We start from the raw sequence: 19,443 nt of genomic DNA on the forward strand, positions 1-19,443 counted from the left end.
TAGGTAAGATAAAAACACAGTGCTGGAAACATCGGACATAATAGTTCGATTTTGCTTCAATCCCTCATAGGTAAGATAAAAACCAAATCATGCCGGACAAGCACCTTCGGTTTGCCAAGGCTTCAATCCCTCATAGGTAAGATAAAAACATGAAGTCGCAATATGGAATTACGTTCTGAAAACCTTGCTTCAATCCCTCATAGGTAAGATAAAAACTGTGAGGTGATCGATAATGTCAGAACAAGAATTTTGCTTCAATCCCTCATAGGTAAGATAAAAACAGATAATGGTCAAACGTGGGCTAGACTTTGTTATTTGCTTCAATCCCTCATAGGTAAGATAAAAACGGGGGCTTCGGTTTTGCCGGAGCAGATATAGAAATGCTTCAATCCCTCATAGGTAAGATAAAAACAGAGGGCAGACATTCAATTGCTATTTATGACGGTTTAGCTTCAATCCCTCATAGGTAAGATAAAAACGAGACGGTTGAAGAAGTCATTCACCGTTCGAATTTGCTGCTTCAATCCCTCATAGGTAAGATAAAAACAGTGCTAAAGCTAAAATGTCTGATGCCTGTTTCTGGCGCTTCAATCCCTCATAGGTAAGATAAAAACCCCAACATCCATGATTCAATCAGCATTTGGAAAATGGATACAATGCTATTATAAACTTATCTAAAAACTCTAGCAACCTCTTCTTTCCTTTACCATTGCAGGATTGTTGACTAATAAGAAAATGTCGTCGATCCCCCGGGATTTTTGCACGATTGGAGGTCGACGACATTTTACACGTAACTTTTGGCCGATCAAAATCAGATCAGGATTTTTAACTTTATTTAATTGTACCAACTGTTGCACGGTTGTTCCGTACTTCTTTGCAATTTTAGTCAGGGTGTCGTCCTTCTTGACGACGTAATACTCAGCTTTTTCTGTTTTAACAGGCATTTTTAAAATTTGTCCGGCTAGAATTAAGTTAGTCGATTTATATTTATTCCGATCCTAAAAAACACTATATTGTATAGAGCTTCGCCAAGTCTTCTTCCAGAATGCTGCGTCTGTCTGATATGCTTTGCCTCCGTGATACTCCGCTGTTTTCATCGTGATCGATTGTCCATTATATGTGCCCTTTATCCCGAACAAATTCTTTCCCTTTTGAGCTAGTCCACTTTGGCCAAACTTGCTTTCTAAACAGGCTTGCGCGATCACGAGCGATGCAAGGATGTTGTATTTTTCTTGAATTCTTTGTGCATACGACGCGATTTCCTGAATGAACTCCATTCGATCATCTCCTTTTGCAAAAATAAAAAACGCATTTTAAAAATGCGTTTTTAAAGAAAGGTATTTACAGATCATTCATCGACAAAGTGCGTCGTGTTAAAATAGACGTCCAGATCATGTATCGTTTGATGAATTTCATTAAAAATCGGATCGCCTTTTTTCGCCTTACTTTGAATGGCTTGATCCACTAATTTAATTGCTCTATCTAATTCAGCTTTCTTTTCTCCATTGTTATCGTATTTAATTTCACTTAAATTCTTTTTCATTTCGTTTAAAATAGACTTATAATCCTCAGCACTAAGAGGCTTTCCGCCGTTGTTGACTTTGGATTTGTCTACAAAAATAGACGCATTCAGATGAGCAAAATAAAGATTGAAATTAGACTCATATTTAGGATAAGTATTGGGGTCCACTCCCCTTTGTAATACTTCTGGCTTTATAGCTTCCATTTGATTTTTAGGTTGAGATTCCGTATTTTTAGCAGGTGTCTTATTGAGTACGAAAAATCCGCTTCCTAAGACCACAATCAGCAGTAATCCAAAAACCACAAAAAGTTTTCTCAACGGCAGACCCCTCTTTATAATATGAATTTTATTAGTTTTACATACTATAGCAAATTTCATATTTTACCTCAATGAAAAATAAAGGACACCAAAAAACGGCGCACTCTATATCTTCCCGCTGTCTTTCCACTCAAGTAGAATTTTTTTACAGGTGTTTGATGTTTGAAATCCCCTGATATATGTTACTCATTTTCATCTAAGTTAAATCCAATGCGTCTTGGTGGACCACTTTCATCCATTTTTGGCAATGCCATTAACAAAAAGTTTATTTGTGATACATGCTGTATTAGCTCTACACGCGCGCCATTCTGTAATCTGCCTTGAAACGTGATTAGACTAGGATTACAATAACCTATACTTTCAATATGAAATTGCAATGTTTGCCCAAATGAAACCAGTCTTATCCCAACTTCATGTTCTTCGTCTAAATCTCCTTCAAAATCATTAATCATTTCGATTAATCTTTTATAGAACTCACTTGCTAAATTAGGGTTAGTAAGTGCAACGTCGGAAAAATTCAGCTTTGGTGGTTCAATAACGTTTTTCGAAAAACCAGCAGCCCGCGTTGAAAATCCGATTGATTTTGAGGATTCAAAAGCATCTTTTCTCATGCGTAATCCCCCCTTTGCCTACTTAATTCGACAAAGAGAGAGAGCTTCCTTCACACTCTAAATAAAAAGCACCCGATTATTCGGCTGCTTTAAATCAATTCCTTTTTTAAATTAACTTCTTTATTTTGGATACACTTTTTCAAACCGTTCACATACAACTAACATAGTTGGTGAAAATTCCATATCGTATTCTTTTAATGATTTGGTAAAAAACTTTTCGTGTGCATTCCACCAAGAACGATAATCACCTTCGCCTTCCGCTAAAGCAAATTCCTCTGTCACCTCATTCATCGGAACAACTTCAACGGATTGAATTTGAATGACTGCGACTGGCTCTTCCTGACCATTTAAAACAATATAATATTCACCAACTTTAGGTATAGCTTCTTTTTCTAACTCATAAAACACGAAACCGGAAGTTGTCGCAGTTTTCTTTCCTCTAACAACTAAATCGGCTAACCAATCAGCAGAAGCTCCAAATTGAAAGGCATCTTTATATTCAATCCCCTCCTGATGAGTTGCTATACAAAAATCATTCCAGAATTGTTGTACTCTATTATTCATCCATGATCCATCCTTTAACATAAAATTCTTTCTTTGATTTCACTCCTCCACGAAAGTTTAATTTGATGTTTTCGCAAAATAAAAAGCACCACAAGAGTTCTTTTTAAATTTATGATGACATGATATTCTCAATCTTCCCAAACACTCCATAAATATATCCGCATAGCAGGCAGTATACTTCATTCAGCCTTTTATCGCCTTTTTTATCTCTTCTCACACTATTGCTTGATACAATATTTTCAATCCCACCTGTACCACAACTAGGACATGCAGGTCGATCATTCCCATCCTCTCCATTTAGAATCATTCGATAACAAAAGATACATTCCTACATGATTGGATGATTAATTGTCGGCAAAAAACAACTTTTTATACCATTTATCTCAATTAGGTACCCATTTTTTATCAAATAAAAAAGCACCCCGAAGGATGCTTTATCGATTATGGATAAATACGTTTTAGTTCATCTAATCTCCATTTACTTGGAGTTTCATATTTGATATAACCATCCATTTTTGTAATCCAATGATCAGAGCCAACATTATATTGTCCACCATACAGATCATCATATCCATAAACTCGATAAACTTCTCCAGGATTTAAGACGCGAACAAAAGTCAGCTTATCATTAGCATCGCGTTTCCAAAGATTAATAGGTTTTAAGACTGTAATTCTACCAATCTGACCTTTTTTCATTAAGTCCCCATCCCAACATATAGGGGAAGTAGTTTCATCTGGTAATAAAGGAATTGGATCTGTTGAATTTGATTTTGAGCTATTCCATTCTGGATTGTGGATTTCAAAGTGCAAGTGTTGGCCATCTGCATCTCCTGTGTCACCCATATATCCAATTTGCTGTCCAGGGGAAACCGCATCTCCAGCTTTTACACTAAAACTTTTTAGATGAGCATAAACCGTTTCAGCTGTTCCACCACGATGTTTAATAAAGACAACATTTCCATAAGAACTAGAATAATAGGCCCTTGATACAATACCAGCATATGCGGCGTAAACAGGTACATCTCCTGATTTGGCAATATCTATGCCATGGTGGAAACTACCATTTCTCCAGCCGTAATATGATGATATTGTACCTTGGGTGGGCATTTTATAAGGTTGGCAAGTAAAATCATCAGCTTTTACAGGCCTTTCATAAGATGGGAAAAGAGTTAATCCCAAAATACTGACTAAAGATAATGCTAAAATTTTTTTAAAAAAAGCTTTTTTCATACTCTCCTCCTAATAAGTTTATTTATGTATACATTACTAAAACTACCAAATTTCTATAATTTGTGTCAACATATTACTATATTTTCTCTATTAAAATTTTATTTTGATCAACCACATAAACAGAAAATACTTTCTATAATGTTTAATATTTCAAATAAATCTGACTAAAAAACGCCACCAAGGGAGTATAAAATATTTTGTGTAAATAGATAAATAGAAAAGGAAGACCTTTTCTTGTAGAATTGAGTTACCACACAACCACTCACAGAAAAGAGGCCTCCCCTATGAATCATTTTACAACAGATTTAGTTCAAGCTCTAGATCACGAAGCAAGACACACAAGACACAACAGAAATTTTCCGTATCCATCTGGAAAAAGCAATGAATCAGTTGCTGGAACCGAGTTAACAGCCTTCCTCGATTACGAAAAGTATGATCGTGCAGGATTCCATTCAGGTAATTCTCGTAATGGGAACGATACATGTACACTCCATACGGAATACGGCGATTTACACCTCCACATTTCTCGCGATCGTAATGGAGATTTTAAGCAGCAGGCCGTATCTCCCAACAAACGATCTAACGACACGTTAGAATCTTTTGTTATTCACATATTCCAAAAAGGCGTAACCATGGCTGAAATCGCTGATCTGATCGAGAAAAACTCTACTAATCTTATTGAATCCTTTAACAAGCAGATCAAGAAATACACCAAGCGGAAAGAGCAATTTCCTCACGAAGAAGCACTAGAAAAGTTCTTAGTTTCACAGTTTGAAGACTACAACCAGCGCTTTGCCACACGCTGTCACATTGGCTTTGATCAAGCCCGCACAGAACTGCAAGCCATGTTTAAAAGCAACACGTAAGTTAATTTCTACAAGCAAAGGATATTCTTATTTACATAAAATTCTTAACGCTAGCAACGTTTTGTATAGGAGTGTTATTTTTTGTGAGTTGTGAAAAAATTGTTAGAAAGAGAGGAACACTTGGTAAAGTGTAAATGAGTAAAATGAAAAAATGTGTATTCTGCGAAATCGTTAATGGTACGTCTCCCTGCTATGAGGTTTATAAAGATGATTATGTAACAGCATTTCTTGACATCAATCCGGTAAGTATTGGTCATACCTTAATCGTCACCAATAAACATATCGAGAGGCTTGATGATATAAAAGACAATCAAATCGCTAATGCTTTAATGAATTCCTTGATAATAGTGTCAAAAAAATTAATTAAATCGAGTATTTGCGAAGACTTTACAGTACTTCAAGATAACGGATATTGGGCGCAGCAAGATATTAAACATATTCATTTTCATATTATACCTAGACACAAAGATGAGAAGATTGTCTTGAAATTAGAGACTGATTTTGTTGCAGCGGAGAATAAAAACCTACTCAAGACGTGGGAGAAAATCAAATTGCATGAGAGGTTATGAGATTAAAATTAGAGCGATAACCGCATTATATCAACGATTTTAAAAAACAACACTTCAAAGTGAATCGACATTTATTAACTAAAATCGGGCAGCTGATAAAACGCATATTCACAATCGAAAAATGCCCGATATAAAAACCCCCTCAACACCTAGAGGGTCAAGGGGTTTTACGATTAATAAAGGGCCATGTATTGATCTCGTTCCCACGGATGGACTTGTGTGCGGAACATATCCCATTCAATTTCCTTCGCTTCGACGAAATGTTCAAATAAATGCTTTCCTAGCGCATGAATCATCACTTCATCGGATTTTAAATTTTGCAGTGCTTCAGCTAATGTTGACGGCAAATCAACGATTCCTTCTTCAAGGCGCTCCTCTTTTGTCATGACGTAAATATTGCGATCAACTGGATCTGGAGGAGTTAATTTGTTTTTAATTCCGTCTAAGCCAGCCGCAAGCAGCACAGCCATTGCTAAATATGGGTTAGCTGCAGGGTCGACACTGCGAACCTCAATCCGTGTGCTCATGCCGCGGGAAGCAGGGATGCGGATCAGCGGGCTGCGATTGCGCGCAGACCAAGCCACATAGCATGGCGCTTCATATCCAGGCACAAGACGTTTATAAGAATTCACCGTCGGATTTGTCACAGCTGTAAAATTCGGTGCATGCTTTAATACACCAGCGATAAACTGACGGGCAACCTCACTCAATTGTAAATCGCCATTTGGGTCAAAAAACGCATTCTCATTGTGTTTGAACAATGACAAGTTGCAATGCATTCCTGATCCGTTCACGCCAAAGAGCGGTTTTGGCATAAATGTCGCATGCAAGCCATGCTTGCGAGCCACTGTTTTCACCACAAGTTTAAATGTTTGAATATCGTCGCACGCCTTTACCGCGTTAGCATATTTAAAATCAATTTCATGTTGACCAGGTGCTACTTCATGGTGGGAGGCTTCGATTTCAAATCCCATTTCTTCAAGCTCAAGCACAATATCGCGGCGACAATTCTCCCCTAAGTCTGTCGGCGCCAAGTCAAAGTAGCCACCATTATCGTTTAATTCAAGTGTCGGATTTCCTTTGTCATCAAGCTTAAATAGGAAGAATTCTGGCTCGGGACCAAGGTTAAAAGCCGTAAAGCCTAACGCTTCCATTTCCTTTAACATGCGTTTTAAATTATAACGAGGGCATCCTTCAAACGGAGTACCATCTGGATTGTAAATATCACAAATGAAACGAGCCACTTTCCCTTTTTCTGCTGTCCATGGGAAAATCACAAATGTATCCAAGTCCGGATACAAATACATATCAGATTCCTCAATGCGAACAAATCCTTCAATGGACGAACCATCAAACATAATCTTGTTATCTAGCGCTTTTTGTAGCTGGCTAATTGGAATTTCTACGTTTTTGATGGTTCCTAATATATCCGTAAATTGCAAACGGATATACTTGACATTTTCCTCTTGGACAATGCGGATGATATCTTCTTTTGTATATTTCGCCATGCCAAATCCTCCCTATTATTCTTTATATAAAGCATAAAATAAACTAACTTAATGAAAAAAGCGGGCAATGTCGCCTTGGCGAAGCGATGCGCGATTAAAGCGTCCAGCTTGCATAAGCTCTGCTCTCAACATTTTTCGCAGTTCTTCATCTGACAATTGTTGCTTAACAACCTTTTCCACTTTCTCTCCCGCCGGCTCACGGTTCGCTTCAGACTGACGCGCTGCAAAAATCTGCTTGATTCCAGCCAGATTTACCCCTTGGTCAATCAAATCTTTTATTTCAAGAAGTCGGTCGATGTCATTAAAAGAAAAAAGACGCCGATTTCCTTCCGTTCTTGCAGGAGAAACAAGTCCATGTTCCTCATAATAGCGGATTTGACGAGCAGACAACTCTGTTAATTGCATGACAATGCCGATTGGAAACAACGGCATAGAACGTCGAATGTTGCTACTCATGTCAAACGCCTCCTTTAATCATATATTTTTATTTTATTACAATGTCAGGTAATATGTCAATACAATGTTATATTTTCTCACAAAGAAATCAAACCTTTTTCTATCAGGTGATCAAGTGCTGTACAAATCGCAATTTTTACGTGGGAGTACGTTAATCCTCCTTGTACATAGGCTACATATGGAGGACGAAGCGGACCATCTGCTGTCAGTTCAATACTTGCTCCTTGAACAAATGTTCCAGCTGCCATAATCACATCATCCTCATACCCAGGCATATAATTTGGATATGGCATAAAATGAGAATTGATCGGTGAGGCAAATTGAATAGCTTGGCAAAATGCAACCATTTTCTTTGGGTCATCAAACTGCACCGATTGAATAAGATCTGTACGCTTTGCATCCCATGCTGGATATGTATTCATGCCGACACGCTCAAGCATCGCAGCCGTAAATATCGCTCCCTTCAGTGCTTGCCCGACAATATGCGGCGCCAAGAAAAAGCCCTGATACATTTCCTGCAGGCTATAAAGAGAAGCGCCCGCTTCTGCACCAATACCAGGAGAGGTCATTCGGTAAGAGCACATTTCTATATATTCTTTTTTGCCGACAAGATATCCTCCCGTTTTCGCCAGCCCCCCTCCTGGATTTTTTATAAGAGAACCAGCAATAAGATCGGCGCCCACGTGGCAAGGCTCCCTTTCTTCGACGAATTCTCCGTAGCAATTATCAACAAATACAACTACATCTCGTTTTATCGATCTGACAAGACGGATCATTTCTTCAATCTCAGCAATCGTAAAGGAAGGACGAGGATCATACCCTTTTGAGCGCTGTATCCCAATCATCTTCGTACGCTCATGAATAGCGTTTTTCACAGCCTCAACATCTATTTTCCCCTCTGCGGTCAAAGGAACGCTTCGATAACGGATATGGAATTCTTTTAGCGATCCGCTGCCGTCTCCACGAATGCCGACAATTTCCTCAAGCGTATCATATGGCTTTCCCGTAATGTAGAGCAGCTCATCTCCAGGGCGAAGGATCCCAAATAACGCAATCGAGATAGCATGTGTTCCAGAAATAATGTGCGGCCGAACAAGCCCCGCTTCTCCGCCAAACACATCTGCATACACCTTTTCAAGTGTGTCGCGCCCGATATCATCGTATCCATATCCCGTTGTAGGAATAAAATGAGCGTCGCTGACTTGATGGCGCCGAAAGCTTTCGAGAACACGATACTGGTTATAATCGATTCGCTGCTCGATTTCTTTATGCATTGGAGCTATGCGCTCCTCTACTTCTTGAACAAGTACTGCAATTTCTTTGCCGTATTTTAAATGCTGAAACATAAAACAAACCCTTTCTATGCTGAATTTCTCAATGGTCTATGATATTCTTATCGCTTTTCCTATTTTGCGCCAAGGTCTGCGGAAAGCCCTTTGACCCGTGCCATTCGCCCATTGAAAGCCCCATTTGAAGCCAGTCGGCAAAGAGCACGAAAGCCATGCTTTTCCACCTAATTTCCCAATAAGAACGTTCGGAGACATTGCGGAAAAAGCGCACTGGGGCCAACCTGTCCGAAACTAGCCCCATTGCTCAATTCCGTATACATGCTAGAGTTGCGCAGTTTTAAGCTGTGGATACAGCGGGTGTTCTGGCAAAATAAACCCTTGGCATTCGTACATTTCTTTCTCCTCATGGTAATGCAATGTTTGTAAAATGGTTTCTGTCTTTAATTGGGCAAGCAATTTTCCATCACACGCCGACACTGACACATCATAAGGCTCCATTGCTTCAATCATTGCTGTTTCAATAAATTGACGAAGCTGTTGCAGATCGGTTTCATTTAAAGCACTAATAAAAATCGAATCTGTTCTCGAGCTTGGGATAAAATTCTTATCAGCAAGATCTCTCTTATTGTAAATCGTGACAATTGGAATAGCTGACACCTCAAGATCTTGTAGCAAATCGTAAACCGTCTGTTCATGCTGAACATAATCCAAATTTGAAGAATCAACGACATGCAAAATCAAATCAGCCTCTTTCACTTCTTCCAATGTCGATCGAAAAGCAGCCACAAGAGTTGTCGGCAAGTCTTGAATAAAACCGACCGTATCGGTCAATAACGCTGTATAGCCGCTTGGTAAGATGAATTTTCGTGTCAGAGGATCTAACGTAGCAAACAGTAAATTTTCTTCAAATGAATCAGCGTTGGTCAAACGGTTAAATAGCGTTGATTTTCCAGCATTAGTGTAGCCAACAAGCGCGATTTGAAATGTCCTGTTTTTCTTACGGCGTTCACGATAACGCACGCGATGTTCCACTACCCATTTTAGCTGATTTTTAATCTCATCAACGCGGCGACGGATATGACGACGGTCGGTTTCTAGCTTCGTTTCTCCCGGTCCCCTTGTGCCAATTCCGCCGCCTAGACGAGAAAGCTGTACACCCTGCCCGCTTAAACGCGGCAATAAATATTGCAACTGGGCAAGTTCGACTTGCAGCTTTCCTTCCTTCGAGCGAGCTCGCTGCGCGAATATGTCTAAAATCAACTGGGTACGGTCAATTACTCTTGCTTCCAACAGCTTAGAAAGATTCCGGGCTTGGCTTGGCGATAGCTCATCATTGAAAATAATTACATCTGGCTCAAGCTGTTCCACAAGTCGAGCAAGCTCCTCAACTTTTCCTTTTCCGATATATGTCGCTGGATGGACCGCTTCCCGCTTTTGTGAAAGCTGCAAGATCACCTCTCCGTGCGCTGTATGAACAAGCGAAGCAAGCTCCTCCATCGAATATGAAAACCGATCATCATCTTCATCGGCAAGCTGGCAACCAACAATGATGACTCTTTCTCGATCGCTTTTTTGAATCTCCTGCAATATGCTCCCCTCTTTCTGAGCAACGGCTGGTCATTACTTTTTCTTAGATCTTTTATGACGAACCATGCCGTCGCTTTTTTTAACTTATAAACTTGATCATGTTGTCTTTGGCTTTGCTGATTTTTCATCCTTAAAACACTCTCATTATATTGTTTATATCCGTTCAAGCCAACTTTCACACAGCCCTTAGGCGATTTCGGCTGCTTATATTTCTACTATAATGATTTTGTCCCCCATCTACTCAAGAAATGACATGATGGCACCTTAAAGATGGAACGACGGATCCAGAAAAGAAAAGGCTCCATTGTTTTGGGCAACCAGAGGTACACTTTGACTTCCCCTTTGCTCCTCACGCGTGACAGAATCCTGATCATCCAAAAATGACGGAACTTCATATCCATACAAATATTAACACGTTAGGTTACATTTATATAGTCCTTTATCACTTGTTCATAAAAACGATGGAAACAGACTGGGAAAATCGGGACGTCAAATGGACATAGGGTGATTAGAAGCCGTTTATGGATATTGCTTCATTAGATATGACGAAGGATACAAATTCTCAGCGATAGAAATTTATCTTATGGTAGAATACCATATACAAGCTTTTTTCTTATGTTTTTGTCATGAAATCATATCTCATTCTCAAAATCCCCTTATAGGAAACGGCCAAAAAATGATGATTGATTTTCTTATCTATTCCGCCTAAAATGTTTACCGTAATACGATGAAGAAAGGGATTTGCCGTATGACCTGGGAAATATTGAGTATTATCGGTACGGTTGCTTTTGCCATTAGTGGCGCTATTGTCGCTATGGAAGAGGAGTATGACATTTTGGGCGTCTATATTCTCGGAATTGTGACTGCCTTTGGCGGTGGAGCGATTCGCAATTTGCTGATCGGTGTTCCTGTATCAGCACTATGGGATCAAGGCATGCTGTTTCATATAGCCCTCTTTGCTATGACCGTTATTTATCTGTTCCCGCAAAAAATGCTGCCCCACTGGCAAAGATGGGGGAATTTTTTTGATGCGCTCGGATTATCTGCATTTGCCATTCAAGGAGCTTTATATGCAGCCAAAATGGGGCATCCGCTGAGCGCTGTCATTGTAGCCGCTGTTTTAACAGGCAGTGGAGGCGGGATCATTAGGGATTTGCTAGCCGGGCGAAAACCGCTCGTGCTTCGTGCCGAAATTTATGCTGTTTGGGCTATTTTAGCGGGATTAGCCGTTGGAATTGGGGCAGCTCACTCTCCTATTCGATTATATATTCTCTTTATGATCGTTGCCGCCCTTCGTATTCTATCATATACATATAATTGGAAGCTGCCGAATAAATCATTAAAAGCAAAAGCATCATAAAAAGGGGATGGCCCAAAACACTAACGCGTTTTGGGCCATCCCCTTTATGCATTCCATCGCTCAATAATCGAAGCAGTGGCCATCCCATGTCCAATACAAATCGTCAACAAACCATATCTCTTCTGTCTGCGTTCAAGCTCATGAACAAGAGAGGTCATCAGTTTAACTCCAGTTGCGCCAAGCGGATGACCGAGGGCAATCGCTCCTCCATTGACATTTACCTTCGAAAGCGGGATGCCGATTTCCTTTTGCCATGCTAGCACAACAGGTGCAAACGCTTCATTAATCTCGACCAGATCCATATCATCAATGGTAAGACCCGCTTTTTGCAAGACTTTTTTCGTTGCTGGAATCACCCCATCCAGCATATATGTGGGATCAGAGCCAACAACGGTTTGCGCGATGATTCTTGCCTTCGGCACAATTCCGAGGCGGCAGGCGGTCCCTGCGTCCATTAATAGCGCAGCAGCTGCTCCATCACTCATTTGACTTGCATTTCCGGCTGTAATTTTTCCTTTTTGCTTGAATACCGGTTTCAATAAAGCCAGCGCCTCCAGCGATGTATCTTGCCGCGGCCCTTCATCTTTTATAACAACGATCTCGTTTCCTTCTTGGTCCCGCCCGTGCACAGGTACAATTTCTTGGGCAAATACCCCCTTTTCTTGTGCCTGAAGCGCCCGACGATGGCTCTCATATGCATAGGCATCAAGCTCCTCGCGTGTAAGCCCATATTTTTCAGCGATGAGCTCTGCAGAAATGCCTTGATGCACAAATTCATATTTTCCATGCAAGGATGGTGGAATGGTCTGGTCGTTTCCGTCGCTTAAAATCGGAACTTTTGTCATACTTTCCACTCCTGCAGCAATCGTAATCTCCATATCCCCTGAACGAATTTCTTGAGCAGCGAAATGAATGGCCTGCTGGCCCGATCCGCACATCCGGTTAATTTGTACAGCGGGCACTTCGACAGGAAAGCCTGCTTCCAGTGCCGCCAGCCGCCCGATATTATACCCCTGCTCACCAATAGGAGTCACACATCCCATAACAATATCCTCAACGAGAGGCTTGTCAATTCCCGCACGATCGACTACTTCAGCAAGCACCGCGGCGGCAAGATGAACAGGATGAACCTCACGAAATACTCCATTACGCTTGCCGACAGGCGTGCGCACTGCTTCGACAATTACCACTTCTCGCACAACATTTTCCCTTCTTTCATTCGTGATATGTGTAAAATCCCTTTCCTGTTTTTCTACCTAAATGACCTGCTTCAACAAGCTTTCGAAGTATTTGCGGCGGGCGAAAGCGATCTCCATATGCCTCTGTCATGTTTTCACTGACAAATAGCATGGTATCCAAGCCGACTAAGTCAGCAAGCTCGAGTGGTCCCATCGGATAATTTAGGCCGAGACAAATCGCTTTATCAATATGTTCTGCGGAAGCGACTCCCTCCTCATACATCCGGATGCATTCAATCATATGAGCAGCAATGGCTCGTGTAGTGACAAACCCCTGCCTGTCTTCCACTACTACCGTTTCTTTTCCAATCTCTTGAGACAATTGCTCAATGATTCGAATCGTTTTCTCAGATGTAGGGACTCCTTTCACGATTTCAATCAGCTTCATCACCGGCGCAGGATTGAACCAATGCATGCCGATTACCTGGCTCGGCCGTTGCGTGGCTGAAGCAATCGCCGTCACACTTAACTCAGAGGTATTCGTGGCCAACACGGCTTCCTGCTTCGCATAGCGATCCAGTTGTTTAAACACCTCTTTTTTTAGTGCTAGCTGCTCTGGAACCGCTTCGATCACCACATCCACATCCTTTACAGCCGTTTGTAGATTCGTGCCTGTCTGAATTCGATTCAGCACATCCTCCACCTGCTGCTCACTCCATTTACCAGACTTCACAAATCGCGCTAGACTTTTGCGAATCGAATCTCTTCCTTTCTCAAGAGCGGAGTCGGAAATATCGTATAAATATACAGTTTTCCCACCCATGGCCAGCGACTGAGCAATTCCGCTTCCCATTAAACCGGAGCCGATAACCGCAACGGATTGCAACATGCCCTTCCCTCCTAATTTGTATTGGTAAAATAACTACGCAGCTGCTCGCGCAATTTCGTTTTCAAAAATTTCCCGACACTTGTTTTGGGAATTTCATCGACAAACACGATTTCATCTGGAAGCCACCATTTAGCAAACTGCGGACGCAAAAAATCGTACAGTTCATCTTTTGTGACTGTTTTCCCTTCTTTGACAACCACGCAGGCAACCGGACGTTCCTGCCATTCTGGATGAGGCACGGCGACCACGGCTGCTTCAAATACGGCCTCATGGGCCATTAAGGCATTCTCTAAATCTACCGAAGAAATCCATTCCCCACCGCTTTTGATGACATCTTTCGTACGGTCGACAATCTTAATAAAGCCTTCTTCATCAACCGTTACGACATCTCCTGTATAAAGCCAGCCATCGCGAAACGATTCCTTGCTTCGTTCATCATGATAATACTCGCTAGCAATCCACGGTCCACGCAAACATAGCTCCCCCATTTCTGTTCCGTTCCATGATACATCACCGTCCTTGCCAATCACCTTCATTTCGACTCCAGGAACGAGAAAGCCTTGCTTAGCCCGAATATCCAGTTTCTCATTTTTAGATAAATGCTGCTGATAGCTTTTGAGACGAGAAAGCACGACAAGCGGGCTTGTTTCTGTCATACCATATGCATGGACAAACGGAATCCCTCTTTCTTCAAAAGCGCGAATCAGACCTTTTGGAGCTGCCGCCCCTCCACATAAAATACGCTTCACACTACTTAAATCATAGTCTTCTTTCTCCAACTCCTTTAGCAAGCCAAGCCACACCGTCGGCACTCCGGCAGCAAGAGTCACTTTTTCCACTCCCATCAGTTCCGCTAAAATTTTCGGAGTAAAGGCTGCACCAGGCATCACAAGCGTTGTTCCAAACCACACGGCAGCAAATGGAAGTCCCCACGCATTCACATGAAACATCGGCACCACCGGCATGGCTACATCGGTTTCGGATAAACCAGCGCTATCGGCAAGCCCCAGCGCCATACTATGCAGCACTGTCGCGCGATGCGAGTAAACAACCCCCTTCGGCCATCCCGTCGTTGCCGAGGTGTAACATATGCCCGAAGGACTATTTTCATCCATATTTTTAAGAAAGGCAAAATGAGCCTCTCCTTTTTGCAGCAGATTTTCATAATGATAGACAGGGGACAAAGACGTCTCTGGCACGCTGTCCTCTTCTGTCATCACAATAAAGGCTTGAACATTAGGAATCTCGTTTTTTATGTTTTCAATGACCGGAAGAAAATCTTCATCAATCAGCAGCACACGGTCATTTGCATGATTAATAATATAGGCAATATGCTCTGGAGACAGCCGAATGTTAATCGTATGCAGCACAGCTCCAATTCCCGGAATAGCGAAATACGCCTCCAAATGCCGATGATGATTCCAAGCAAGCGTACCGACGCGATCCCCTATTTCCACGCCTAGCTGTTTTAGAGCGCTTGCAAGCCTTCGCGTCCTTTCACCGATTTCTCTATAGGTATGGCGAACAATACCAGATTTCATCCGGGAAATAACCTGCTTTTTTGGGAAAAGTGCTTCCGCTCTCTCCAGCATCGTCGCGATATTTAATGGCACATTCATCATCGTTCATCACTCTCCTATTGAATAAATGAAATCCTGCTTGTGCTCATTGATTTTTGGTGCATGTGACCGCTTTTTGAGCAACTCGCGATCATAGCAAGTCGCCACTTCTATTCGATCCTCCTCTATATGAATCATTTTTCGATACCGTTCGCTCGAAAATAAGATTTTTGCTTCATCTGTTTCGAAAACAGGAGTAAGGCAACAATCAATCTGCATACTAAACTCCGCCCATTGCTCTAGTGTTTTCGATTGGAACAGCTGCTTGATCTCCCGAAAGATGACGTTATCATCATTCGCCGGAGAGATATGGTGCTCGCACCATTCAGGGTGACCTACAGCCGAACAGAAATTTTTCCAAAAGTTCGGTTCAAGGGCGGCTAACGACACGTATCTCCCATCTTTTGTTTCGTACAAATAATACGAAACAATGATACCTGCAAGCAGCTGAATGCCATTTTTGCTTTTCGTTTTGTGTTCCTGCACAAAATGGTTAGTCATCAATGAAAGTAGTCCGTCCACTAGCGAAAGATCGAGATATCTCCCTTTTCCTGTCCGCTCACGTGCATATAAAGCAGCTATCATTTGCTCAACAGCATGAAGGCTGCCAATGAAATCCGCCATCGTAATCGTCGGATGGACAGGGCGTCCTTGAGAATCCTTTAGCTGAGCTAATACACCGGTAAGCGCCATATAGTTCAAATCATGGCTTCCTAATAAAGAAGCAGGGCTATTCTGCCCATAGCCACTAATGGAGCAATAAATAATGGCAGGATTTATTTGGCTGATCTCATCGTAGCCCAAACCGAGTCTTTTCATAACGCCAGGGCGAAAGCTTTCAATGATCACGTCAGCCTCTTTTATTAACGATTTTGCAATCCGCACATCCTCCTCCAGCTTTAAATTGAGAGAAATGCTTTGCTTGCCGGCATTATTGGCTGCAAATATACATTCATCAGCCAGCTCGCGCATCTTATCGCCCGTTGGCGGTTCGATCTTCACTACTTCTGCTCCTAAATCGGCCAAGCGAAGGCTGGCAAATGGACCAGGAAGATAATGGGAAAAATCAATAACTTTTACTCCTTCTAGCAAATGATGTTCCTCCTTTTTCTATGAAAGGGTCAGATTTTTAGCAATGATCCTTTTCATCATTTCATTTGTTCCCGCGTAAATCGCACTGACTGGAATGTCACGATATCGCCGCGCAATCTCGTATTCTTCCATATAGCCATAGCCTCCATGCAGCTGCATTCCTTCTGCCGCTATTCGCTTGGCCATATCAGTAATCCACCATTTCGCCATCGAGACAGATGTGACCACATCCCTTCCGTCGATATGCTGTTCGATGACATGATCAAGAAAGGTCCGACCCAAAGCAATTTCGGTTGCCATCTCAGCCAGTCGAAACTGGATTGTTTGAAATTGACTGATCGCTCGTCCAAATGCCTTTCTGTTTTTAACATATTCTTTGGTCAGCTCAAACATTCTTTCCGCTGCCGTTTGCGCAGCAATCGCCACAATCAAGCGTTCCTGCTGCAGCTTTTCCATTAAGTAATAAAAACCGTGTCCTTCTTTGCCGAGCAAATTGGCTGCTGGAACTTTTGCATCGCTAAAAAAGAGCTCCGCTGTATCCTGTGCATGCAGTCCCACTTTCTCCAGTTTTCTGCCCCGGGTAAATCCAGGCGTACCTCGTTCCACAGCCAATAAGCTTATTCCTTTATAAGGCGGCACGGCTTGCGGATCGGTTTTGCAAACAACGATGACTAAGTCGGCATGAATGCCATTCGTGATAAACGTCTTCTGTCCATTGACAACATAGTAATCGCCATGTTTGATCGCCGTTGTTGAAATATCCGCTAAATCAGATCCTGCCCCCGGTTCGGTCATCGCAATGGCCGTAATCATTTCTCCTGTTAAGCACTTTGGCAACCATTTTTTCTTTTGTTCCTCTGTTCCATAAGATTCAATATATGGAATGACAATGTCATTATGCAGGCCAATCCCAATCAGACTTGATCCTATTTTTTCTAATTCTTCATTAATGACCACAGAATAACCGAAATCAGCGGATAAGCCGCCGTACTTCTCATCAATCCACGGACAAAGAAAACCGTTATCACCCATTTTCTCCCAAAAACCACGCGGAATGAGACCTTGTTTTTCCCAATCTAAGTAATAGGGCGCCGCTTCTTTTTCCAAAAATTTTCTAAAGGAGCTGCGAAAAATGCGATGCTCTTCACGCAAATAGCTTGCTGCCATCTTCTCATCTCCCTATGATTTTGCTGATTGGTTCATTTGTTCGCGAAGTAAAAATTTTTGGATTTTGCCGCTTGCATTTCTCGGCAGCGCATCAACAAAATAGTAGGCGCGCGGTCGTTTGTATGGAGCTAGCTGGTCGCTGTTTTTGCAAAATCGCTCAAGCTCCTCTGCTGTTAAATTGGGATCTTTTTTAACAATAAAAGCCACAACCTTTTCTCCCCACTTTTCATCCGGCTCCCCAAGCACAGCAACATCCAGCACCCCTTTATGCTCATAGAGCACATCCTCGACTTCGCGCGGGTAAACGTTTTCACCGCCGCTGATCACCATATCATCTACGCGATCTGCCACATATAAATATCCATCCTCATCCATATACCCTAAATCCCCCGAATGGTACCAGCCTTTATACATCGCTTTTTCTGTTGCTTCTTCGCGGTTGTAATAGCCCATCATCATGCACGGGCCTTTCACGATGATCTCGCCAACCTGCCCTGGAGACAGCACGTGATCGGGGTCGGACGGACCATCTTCTTTCGGCTGCACAATGCGAATTTCATGGTTTAAGCAAGCACGGCCAGCTGATCCAGCCCTCGTTAGTTGCTCATCCTCTAGCAAAAACGTTACGGCCGGTCCCATTTCTGTCATTCCATACGCTTGAATCAGATCAATTCCCAATCTTTCTTTGCACTCCTTCACAAGCACAGGAGCCATTGGGGCGGCACCATATAAGCCAATGCGAAAAGAGGATAAATGATAGGCGCTTATATTCTCCTGAAGAATCATGTTCCACATGGTCGGTGCAGCAAATAGAGAAGTAATCCGCTCTTTTTCAATGACCTCAAGCACTTGCTTTGGATCAAAATGATGAATAATGACATTCGTGGCTCCCGCATGCACGCGCGGCAAAAAGCAGCAATGTAATTCAGCGCAATGAAACATGGGAGCAGCAACAAGTCCCCGGTCGGTTTCACGAATGCGCATAATCGAGTTACAAATCAAGCTCTGCTCAACCATCTCGCGATGCCGGTGCATAACGCCTTTTGGTCTTCCCGTCGTTCCACTCGTATACATAATGGCGTAAAGATCATTTTCTGATACATCGCTGCGAGGAGGTTGTGATGAAGCAATATTCACTTGTTCCCAGTAATTCATCGCATAGGGTGGTGTATCGTTATCAATATAACAGAAGGAAATATGAGGAAATTCATGGTGAATATGTGATATTTGCGGTTCTACGGCCTTTTCAAACAAAACAATTTTCGGAGCTGCATCCGCTAAAATGTAAGCGATTTCTTTCGGGCTCAAACGAAAATTGACCGGATTGAAGACGGCCCCAATTTGGGCGCATGCAAAAAATGCCGTTGCTAATTCGCTAGTGTTTAACAATATGGTGGAAACACGATCACCTTTTTTTACTCCCATACCTATGAAGGCATTAGCAAGACGGCTGACTTCGTCTGCCCATTGTTTGTACGTATAGCGAATTCCTCTTCTTATATCGACAAGCGCTTCTTTTTTTGGAAATTTCCTTACCGTTTGTAAAAATACTTCGCCAATCGTAATAGACATTCTTCTCCTCCTCTTTTATTAAAATATTAAGACAATTAATAATCTT

The 19,443-nt window shown here is 42.0% G+C and carries 18 protein-coding genes, 1 pseudogene and 1 CRISPR repeat array (1 of these 20 only partly in view); of the genes and pseudogenes, 3 read left to right on the plus strand and 16 right to left on the minus strand.

The annotated features are described in order from the left end of the window. A CRISPR array of direct repeats spans window positions 1-614; the repeat unit is 30 nt; unit sequence GCTTCAATCCCTCATAGGTAAGATAAAAAC; it begins 211 nt to the left of the window's first position. A 384-nt stretch (window positions 615-998) separates the two neighbouring features. The 5 genes from GGQ95_RS01410 to GGQ95_RS18770 form a co-directional block, all read right to left on the minus strand. After that, complete coding sequence (locus GGQ95_RS01410; protein ID WP_183186256.1) at window positions 999-1,277, minus strand: glucosaminidase domain-containing protein; 279 nt, start codon at window positions 1,275-1,277, stop codon at window positions 999-1,001. A gap of 71 nt (window positions 1,278-1,348) precedes the next feature. Then, the gene (locus tag GGQ95_RS01415) at window positions 1,349-1,840 is read right to left on the minus strand and encodes a hypothetical protein (RefSeq protein WP_139788153.1); all 492 of its coding nucleotides are present in this window, start codon (window positions 1,838-1,840) and stop codon (window positions 1,349-1,351) included. Between the two features lie 182 nt (window positions 1,841-2,022). Then, complete coding sequence (locus GGQ95_RS01420; protein ID WP_221211951.1) at window positions 2,023-2,451, minus strand: DUF6173 family protein; 429 nt, start codon at window positions 2,449-2,451, stop codon at window positions 2,023-2,025. A gap of 120 nt (window positions 2,452-2,571) precedes the next feature. After that, the gene (locus GGQ95_RS01425) at window positions 2,572-3,015 is read right to left on the minus strand and encodes an ASCH domain-containing protein (protein ID WP_044745287.1); all 444 of its coding nucleotides are present in this window, start codon (window positions 3,013-3,015) and stop codon (window positions 2,572-2,574) included. Between the two features lie 441 nt (window positions 3,016-3,456). Continuing rightward, window positions 3,457-4,245, minus strand: a complete 789-nt coding sequence (locus GGQ95_RS18770) for a M23 family metallopeptidase (RefSeq protein WP_080862645.1) — start codon at window positions 4,243-4,245, stop codon at window positions 3,457-3,459. 284 nt (window positions 4,246-4,529) lie between these two features. Here GGQ95_RS18770 and GGQ95_RS01435 point away from each other — a divergent pair. Beyond that, a pseudogene (locus GGQ95_RS01435) lies at window positions 4,530-5,111 on the plus strand (transposase). A gap of 134 nt (window positions 5,112-5,245) precedes the next feature. Beyond that, complete coding sequence (locus GGQ95_RS01440; RefSeq protein ID WP_044745289.1) at window positions 5,246-5,680, plus strand: HIT family protein; 435 nt, start codon at window positions 5,246-5,248, stop codon at window positions 5,678-5,680. Window positions 5,681-5,853: 173 nt separating this feature from the next. On the opposite strand, the gene glnA is transcribed toward GGQ95_RS01440, so the two are convergent. The 5 genes from glnA to hflX form a co-directional block, all read right to left on the minus strand. Beyond that, window positions 5,854-7,188: a type I glutamate--ammonia ligase gene (gene glnA / locus GGQ95_RS01445; RefSeq protein ID WP_066147395.1), complete on the minus strand. Its 1,335-nt coding sequence runs from the start codon at window positions 7,186-7,188 to the stop codon at window positions 5,854-5,856. A gap of 48 nt (window positions 7,189-7,236) precedes the next feature. Further along, window positions 7,237-7,644, minus strand: a complete 408-nt coding sequence (locus GGQ95_RS01450; RefSeq protein WP_044745291.1) for a MerR family transcriptional regulator — start codon at window positions 7,642-7,644, stop codon at window positions 7,237-7,239. A gap of 77 nt (window positions 7,645-7,721) precedes the next feature. Continuing rightward, window positions 7,722-8,990 carry a methionine gamma-lyase family protein gene (locus tag GGQ95_RS01455; RefSeq protein ID WP_044745292.1) on the minus strand — a complete coding sequence of 423 codons (1,269 nt, stop codon included), beginning with the start codon at window positions 8,988-8,990 and terminating at the stop codon, window positions 7,722-7,724. A 28-nt stretch (window positions 8,991-9,018) separates the two neighbouring features. After that, window positions 9,019-9,147: a hypothetical protein gene (locus GGQ95_RS18545; protein ID WP_255357495.1), complete on the minus strand. Its 129-nt coding sequence runs from the start codon at window positions 9,145-9,147 to the stop codon at window positions 9,019-9,021. 107 nt (window positions 9,148-9,254) lie between these two features. Beyond that, window positions 9,255-10,520 carry a GTPase HflX gene (gene hflX, locus GGQ95_RS01460; RefSeq protein ID WP_221211952.1) on the minus strand — a complete coding sequence of 422 codons (1,266 nt, stop codon included), beginning with the start codon at window positions 10,518-10,520 and terminating at the stop codon, window positions 9,255-9,257. A 748-nt stretch (window positions 10,521-11,268) separates the two neighbouring features. Between hflX and GGQ95_RS01465 the strand changes: the two genes are divergently transcribed. Next, on the plus strand, window positions 11,269-11,880 hold the full coding sequence (locus tag GGQ95_RS01465) for a trimeric intracellular cation channel family protein (RefSeq protein ID WP_044745293.1): 612 nt from the start codon (window positions 11,269-11,271) through the stop codon (window positions 11,878-11,880). Window positions 11,881-11,924: 44 nt separating this feature from the next. Here the strand turns inward: GGQ95_RS01465 and GGQ95_RS01470 are convergent, their stop codons facing one another. From GGQ95_RS01470 to GGQ95_RS01495, 6 genes are read right to left on the minus strand one after another with little or no spacing between them, the layout of a single operon-like run. Further along, window positions 11,925-13,079 carry a thiolase family protein gene (locus tag GGQ95_RS01470; protein WP_044745294.1) on the minus strand — a complete coding sequence of 385 codons (1,155 nt, stop codon included), beginning with the start codon at window positions 13,077-13,079 and terminating at the stop codon, window positions 11,925-11,927. A gap of 16 nt (window positions 13,080-13,095) precedes the next feature. After that, entirely contained in the window at window positions 13,096-13,947 is an 852-nt protein-coding gene (locus GGQ95_RS01475) for a 3-hydroxyacyl-CoA dehydrogenase family protein (RefSeq protein ID WP_080862648.1), read from the minus strand. Window positions 13,948-13,958: 11 nt separating this feature from the next. Next, entirely contained in the window at window positions 13,959-15,569 is a 1,611-nt protein-coding gene (locus GGQ95_RS01480) for a long-chain fatty acid--CoA ligase (protein ID WP_183186257.1), read from the minus strand. Window positions 15,570-15,575: 6 nt separating this feature from the next. Further along, on the minus strand, window positions 15,576-16,658 hold the full coding sequence (locus tag GGQ95_RS01485) for a CaiB/BaiF CoA transferase family protein (RefSeq protein ID WP_044745297.1): 1,083 nt from the start codon (window positions 16,656-16,658) through the stop codon (window positions 15,576-15,578). An 18-nt stretch (window positions 16,659-16,676) separates the two neighbouring features. Then, on the minus strand, window positions 16,677-17,825 hold the full coding sequence (locus GGQ95_RS01490) for an acyl-CoA dehydrogenase family protein (protein WP_066147390.1): 1,149 nt from the start codon (window positions 17,823-17,825) through the stop codon (window positions 16,677-16,679). Window positions 17,826-17,837: 12 nt separating this feature from the next. Then, window positions 17,838-19,397, minus strand: a complete 1,560-nt coding sequence (locus tag GGQ95_RS01495; RefSeq protein ID WP_159719629.1) for a fatty acid--CoA ligase — start codon at window positions 19,395-19,397, stop codon at window positions 17,838-17,840. Window positions 19,398-19,443: the final 46 nt, after the last annotated feature.

It is taken from the genome of Anoxybacteroides rupiense, from assembly GCF_014196195.1.
Lineage (GTDB): Bacteria > Bacillota > Bacilli > Bacillales > Anoxybacillaceae > Anoxybacteroides > Anoxybacteroides rupiense.